This window comes from Mangrovibacterium sp., from assembly GCF_059905295.1.
In genome coordinates, this window is sequence record NZ_JBZQJF010000122.1 from 1 (window position 1) to 6,339 (window position 6,339).

Here is a 6,339-nt window from a genome sequence, read left to right on the forward strand (position 1 = left end):
CTTTCGTATCATCGCTCAATGCATTCAATAAACGATCGATATTTTGCTCCGTAGGCTGTTGAAAAGTTAACAGTACTGTTCGCCTGAATGACGGATCTGGATCACACAGGTAGTTGTCAATTATTCCTCCCAAAGAATCCGGGAAATAAGTTCCCAAATCCTGCAGTACCAGCCCCCGGATATTGGGAGGATAAAGATCATTACCCAAGATCTCTTTTAGCTCAATCGCAGCTTTCAAATCACCATCCTTCGCTCCGGCAAAGGCTTGGGAATAATGGAAACGTCGCTCTTTTCCGAACCACTGCGTAATGTTATCATCAGACCACTTATTTGACTTGTCCACATGGCACTGGTTACAGGCATTAGGCGTACCATTTTTTATCGACAGGTCTGGCCTCGGAATGCGGAAACTGTGATCATTCCGATAGTCAACACCCATATAATAGCGTCCGTGCATATGGCAGTTCACACATTCTGTTCCCGATCCCACATCAAACAAAACACCCGACTCTGAAACGACTGCCTTACCCGGCATTCCTGCGCTTTTATGATGGTGGTGGGCATAGGTGTCGTAAACATCTTTCTGGTGGCACTGCAAACAGAGTTTATTACCGTCAAATAAGCGTTTACCGCTGTGTACATTATGACAATCGTTACATTTTATACCCCGCTGGTACATTTTGCTTTGCAGAAACGAAGCATATACATAATCTTCATCTCTAATTTGCCCATCCACATACCATTCAGGTTCATCCGGCAAGTTCGGCACGCCATGGTCGTAAATATTTTGTGTTGAGTACTCCATATCGCCAAACGTAGTTTTGCGCGAATGGCACCGGGCACACAAATCGACATATTGCTTATTGTCGATACCACTGGTTTTTACCTGCAATCCGAAATTCTCAAAACCAGACCGGGAATATTTAGGCAATTCCGCCCACTCCACATGCTTGGACCCCGGACCATGACAAGCTTCACAGCTAACATCTATTTCTGACCATGTTGTATGATACGAATCTGTTTGTGGGTTATATCCTTTCTCCAGGTTTGTCGAATGGCATTCGGCGCACATCCCGTTCCAGTTCTGCGCCTGGTTGGTCCAATGCAACCATTCATCACGATCAATTACCTCACCCTTATAAACCGAATCAGCCATATGATACCAGTTCTTGTCTACTGTATTCCAGGTTATCGGCAAGGTTTGAAGTCTCCCCCTGTCGAACTCAACCAGGTACTGTTGCAACGGGGTGTAACCAAAAACGTATTTAACTTCAAAATCATGCATCTGCCCATCTTCACCGTCACTGGTTACAATAAACTTTCCTTCCTTACGGAACATTTTATAGGTATGTCCCTGCGCCTGAAGCATCTGATCTGAAAAGTTTCCCAATACCGTTGAATCGTTGGCAAAATCCATGGCATGATCATGGTGAGATCCTCTCCAGTCATTGTACTCATTCATGTGGCATTCCTTACAAACCTGCCCTCCTACAAACTGGGGCTGAACAATCGTAAGCTCTTCCTTCGGTTTCAACAGAGTCAACTTTATCAAAAGCAGAATTGGAAAAAGCAAGACAAGTACAATTCCCAATAGTTGGATTAACTTTTTATAAGTCTTGATTTCCATATTTAAGCATACATTACTTGTGATCCATCAAATTTGCTACGACGATTGGGCCGGCTGGTATCAACCAACACCTTATCTCGCTTAAAAGCAATCGGGTAATAATCCAATGCCCGGGTGGCAGGAGACATAATTACCCCTCCGCTTTTTTCAAAGGCTGAAGCGTGACAAGGACATTCGAACCGATCGTGGTCTGCATTAAATTGAATGATACATCCCAAATGGGTGCACTTGGAGGAAACTGCTATAAAACCTCCGTCTTCCATCCGATACAGGAAAAAACGGGCAGAACTGAAGGGGTAAACCCGGCCTTTCTCAAAAAAAGAAATATCGCCGGCTTCGTAATAATTGGTTTCATCCAATGCGGTTTTGTCCAATTTCAAAAGACGAAAAAAGACATACGCAAATTCAAGTGAGACCAGACTATATAGCAGCCCTTTTAAAAACTTTCGCCTGTCAATCTTTTTCATAGTATTCAATTTTTCTGCATTACTCTACTTCCCGCAACAAACGTCCTTCATCAGAAGATTAACTGCATCCCCTCTCCTCGTAAGAGACTTCCGACAAACATCATTACCAGGTAGGCTACAAGAATCATTGTAACCGAAGCGATTACCAGTTCCATGCGGTTGGCCTTCATTTTTTTCTTTAAATAAAAGATGAATCCACCCACCGGTACAAAATACAGTAGCACAGGAAATACACCTTCAGTAATTAAGACAGGTAATCCGGGAAACCAATGGTTGAAGTCAAGCAACAAGTCATCAACAAAAATCAGCAGCAAAGTGAGAACGATCGTGAAAACAGCTGACAAGATGGTGATCCTTTTGCCATTCTCTGTGAAAAACCAAACTCCTTCGTTCACTTTCCGATAAGGTAAAAATGGTATCACGATAAACAGCTCGATAACAAACAAAGGAATTAAAAACGAAGCGAACGCAGGGTGCATATGCATGAGCAATTCCTGGAAACCCATGAAATACCAGGGAGCCTTACTTGGGTTTGGACTAACCAGCGGCTTAGCTTTATCCAGCAAGGGTGCATCAACAAAGAACGAGAAAAGTAACAAGACAGCCACTACAATGAGTGCCGTCAGTATCTCCTTGTAGACCAGGTTCGGCGATGTATCTACTTTTTCGGATTTCTCGGCCGATGCAATAGCGACTCCTTTTGCCTTGCGAACCAACCAGAAATGAATGGCCATAAAAAAGACCATCAAAAGGGGTAACAGCCCTGTATGAAAATTGTAAAAACGTAGTAAAGTTTCCTCGGTTACTGTATCACCCCCACGGATCATATTCGCTAAAAAATTACCGACAAGAGGGATATAGCTTAGCATATTGGTCATAATGGTAACAGCCCAGAACGACAGCTGATCCCAAGGCAACAAGTAGCCGGTAAAGTTGGAGCCAACCACAAAAAACATCAGCAGCAAACCGTAAAGCCAGTTTTTCCTTCGCTCGTAGTAAATCGCCTGTGAATAAAAAACGCGTACTAAGTGCAGAAATGAAACAACCACCAACAACATGGCACTCCAATAATGGAAGTTCCGCAGTAGCTGACCGAAAATTACCTGATCTTGAAGCCGGACGATTGAGTCGTAGGCACCGCTACCTGATGGGACATAGGCAAAACGGAGCAGCATCCCTGTTATAAAAAGAATGACAAAAAGCAGGGCTGCAATTCCACCTAATCCGAAAGTACGGTTAAACACAATCGCCTTAGACTCTACTTTCTTCGGATGCAAATGCAAAAGAAATTGGGTGATCGCTTTCGCCATCGATGGGTGCTTCATAACTTTAAGTTTGGTTGTTGGATAACAGCCTTCACATTTTAATAAAGATAACCTAAATTCATTATAAACAAATCAAGAGAACATTCTTTCCCTTTTTGACATTTTTTTAGCTGAACTCATGCTGCAATAAGAAAAGAATAAGCCTAACAACTTAATCCTAAATCATTCGAATAAAAGCCGTATTAAAACGGCTTTTATCAACTGAAAAAATCTACCAATGAATAAACTATGCTCCAAACTTTTATATGGAAGAAACTAATCTACTTGTTCTGCAACAATGTCTGAACTTAACTCAAAGCTTGCTGTGTTTCTGATATCCAAACTCGAAGCACCAACTTTAACCAAGTAGCTGCCAGATTCGGCCACCCATGCTTTACGATTTTCTTTATTTCAATTGCGACCTAATATACTCAGCAACCGCTGAATACCCTTTTGAGTCAGCGAAATCCAATGATGATTCTCCGTCAACATCAACCATACTAAGATCTGCTCCAAAAGCAACAAGCGTTTTTAAAACTTCCAGCTGTCCTTCAGCAGCAGCCATCATAGCCGCAGTCCAATTTTGTTCTTTCTCTGTCAGATTGGGTTTTGCTCCAGCCTGTAACAAAGCTAAAACGGTATTTACAAAAGGGCCGCTTGAAGCATACATTAACGCTGTTCTTTGAATCTCGTCCGTAAAATTTACGTCTGCATCCCGATCAATCAACAGTTGCACAATCGCTGTATGTCCATTGTATGCAGCCAGCATTAAAGCTGTTCTTGTATTTTCATCCACTGTATTGGGATCAAACCCATGCTCCAAAGCGTCCTGCACAACTTGAATATTTCCATCAAGTGCAGCTTGAAAGATCTTTGCTTTGTCAAATTGTATGTTTTCTTTCTGCATGGACTCGGACACAACACCAGGCTGCTCCAATTTACTTTTTGACTTTGTATTGCATGACGCGATGATGATAACGACCAAGCATAGCCCAACTATCGTTTTTAACTTGTCCATTACTTTTTACATTTTTAATATTTAATAGAAAAAGACAGTGTAAATTTCAGAAATTCAATCTTATCATTCAAGGGAAAATGGGGGCAGGGAACTACCTAAACGATTAGGAATCGTAGGAAGTTCCCTACCGCCCTTAAAACATCGGTATTAATTTGATTTAGGCTTAAATTTTTCAATATTTCGATCAGGAGTTAATGCCTTTGAAACAGTACCGGCAATCAACTCGTTCGGCAGTTCAAATGTGGCTTCTTTCTTTATGCGTTTGGACGACGCCCCTATTTTCAATGTGTATGTGCCGGCTTCAGCAACCCAAGAAGATCTATCCTCAGCAAATGAAGCCAAATCTTTTGTGGTGATTTCAAGAGTCAACACTTCTTTTTCACCTGGTTGGAGGAGCTTTGTTTTTCCAAAAGCCACTAACTCTTCCTCCGGCTTATCAATCTTTCCGGAAGGAGCACTGGCGTAAACCTGAACGACTTCCCGACCGGCCACAGCTCCTTTGTTGGTAATTTCAACAGAAGCTGTCAGTTTTCCATCAAACTGATTCGAATCTAGTTTCAGGTTACTGTATTCAAAATCCGTGTAAGACAGACCATAACCAAATTCGTAGGATACAGGTACTCTGAAGGTATTGTAGTAACGGTAACCGACATAAATATCCTCTTGGTATACAACTTCCCATGGAACACGTTTCGAAAACGAGAATCCGGAAAGGTCTGCAGCATCATCTACCTCATCTGATTCAACCGCTATGCCCGGAAAGGTTTTTGCTGTTGGGGCATCATCGTATGAAATTGGAAATGAAACGGCCAATTTTCCAGATGGATTTACCTTACCGGATAAAACATCAACAACGGAATTTCCACCTTCCTGACCAGGTTGCCAGGCTAGTAATACCGCATCCGGAATATCTTTCCAACTTGCTGTTTCAATCACACCTCCAATATTCAAAATCACTATAGCCTTTTTACCTTCTGCATGGAAAGCCTTAGAAACTTCCTCAATTAAGTCTTTCTCAACATTGGTCAAATAGAAATCTCCCTGAATAGCTTTCCGATCACCGCCTTCACCTGAATTTCGGCCAATAGTGATTAAAGCACAATCGTTTTCTTTGGCCATCTTCCGGGCTAAGGTTTGCGAAACTTTCATCTCGTCAACAGGCAGTTTAGCGCCCAGTATTGAAGTAATCCAGTTGTCAGACTTCTTGGCTTTAGCCCGTTCTTCTTTGATATACTTTTTATAAACGGTCTCCAGTTGAGCATCTGTTTCAAAACCACCATTGTCCAATCCTTCGGTTAACGACACAGTATACGCTTCATTCACGTCACCACTACCCGTTCCTCCGGCTATAAATTCATACGATGTATTTCCAAAGGCCGCAATTTTCTTCACATCCTTAGCAATTGGCAATGTCTGTGCTTTATTTTCCAACAAAACCATTCCATCTGTTGCGGCCTGGCGTGTCACTTGTGCATGGGCCTTTAGGTCAGGACTATTGGTAGCCTTAATGCCTTTGTAATTTGGCGTTTTCATCATGATTGTCAGGATTCGTGATAAGTTCCGGTCTAAAACCGCTTCATCCAACGTTCCTTCTTCCACCGAACTAATCAGTTTTTTAATTTGATCTGCAATTCCTGGCATAATCAAATCATTTCCGGCTTTCATTTGCGACACTACATCGCTTCCGCCGCCCCAATCAGTCATAACGTAGCCTTTAAATCCCCAGTCGTTACGCAAAATCTTTGTTAACAGATCCTCACTTTCGGAGGTATAAACCCCATTTAACTTGTTGTAGGATGACATTACAGTCCAGGGTTGAGCTTCCTTGACAGCGATTTCAAAACCTTTAAGATAGATTTCCCTTAAGGCTCTTTCGCTTACAATCGTATTCACAGACAAACGGTTCGTTTCCTGGTTGTTAGC

5 protein-coding genes are annotated in these 6,339 nt (G+C 42.2%); all 5 read right to left on the reverse strand.

The window, feature by feature from the left end; translation table 11 throughout:
• On the reverse strand, window positions 1–1,627 hold a 1,627-nt coding region (locus AC37HE_RS06500; RefSeq protein ID WP_500781988.1), incomplete at its 3' end, for a multiheme c-type cytochrome.
• Window positions 1,628–1,629: 2 nt separating this feature from the next.
• Window positions 1,630–2,094 carry a QcrA and Rieske domain-containing protein gene (locus AC37HE_RS06505; protein WP_500781989.1) on the reverse strand — a complete coding sequence of 155 codons (465 nt, stop codon included), beginning with the start codon at window positions 2,092–2,094 and terminating at the stop codon, window positions 1,630–1,632.
• 50 nt (window positions 2,095–2,144) lie between these two features.
• The gene (locus AC37HE_RS06510) at window positions 2,145–3,419 is read right to left on the reverse strand and encodes a cytochrome b N-terminal domain-containing protein (RefSeq protein WP_500781990.1); all 1,275 of its coding nucleotides are present in this window, start codon (window positions 3,417–3,419) and stop codon (window positions 2,145–2,147) included.
• Window positions 3,420–3,804: 385 nt separating this feature from the next.
• Window positions 3,805–4,416: an ankyrin repeat domain-containing protein gene (locus AC37HE_RS06515; RefSeq protein ID WP_500781991.1), complete on the reverse strand. Its 612-nt coding sequence runs from the start codon at window positions 4,414–4,416 to the stop codon at window positions 3,805–3,807.
• A 147-nt stretch (window positions 4,417–4,563) separates the two neighbouring features.
• Window positions 4,564–6,339 (reverse strand): glycoside hydrolase family 3 C-terminal domain-containing protein (locus AC37HE_RS06520; RefSeq protein ID WP_500781992.1); only part of this gene is annotated, 1,776 nt, incomplete at its 5' end.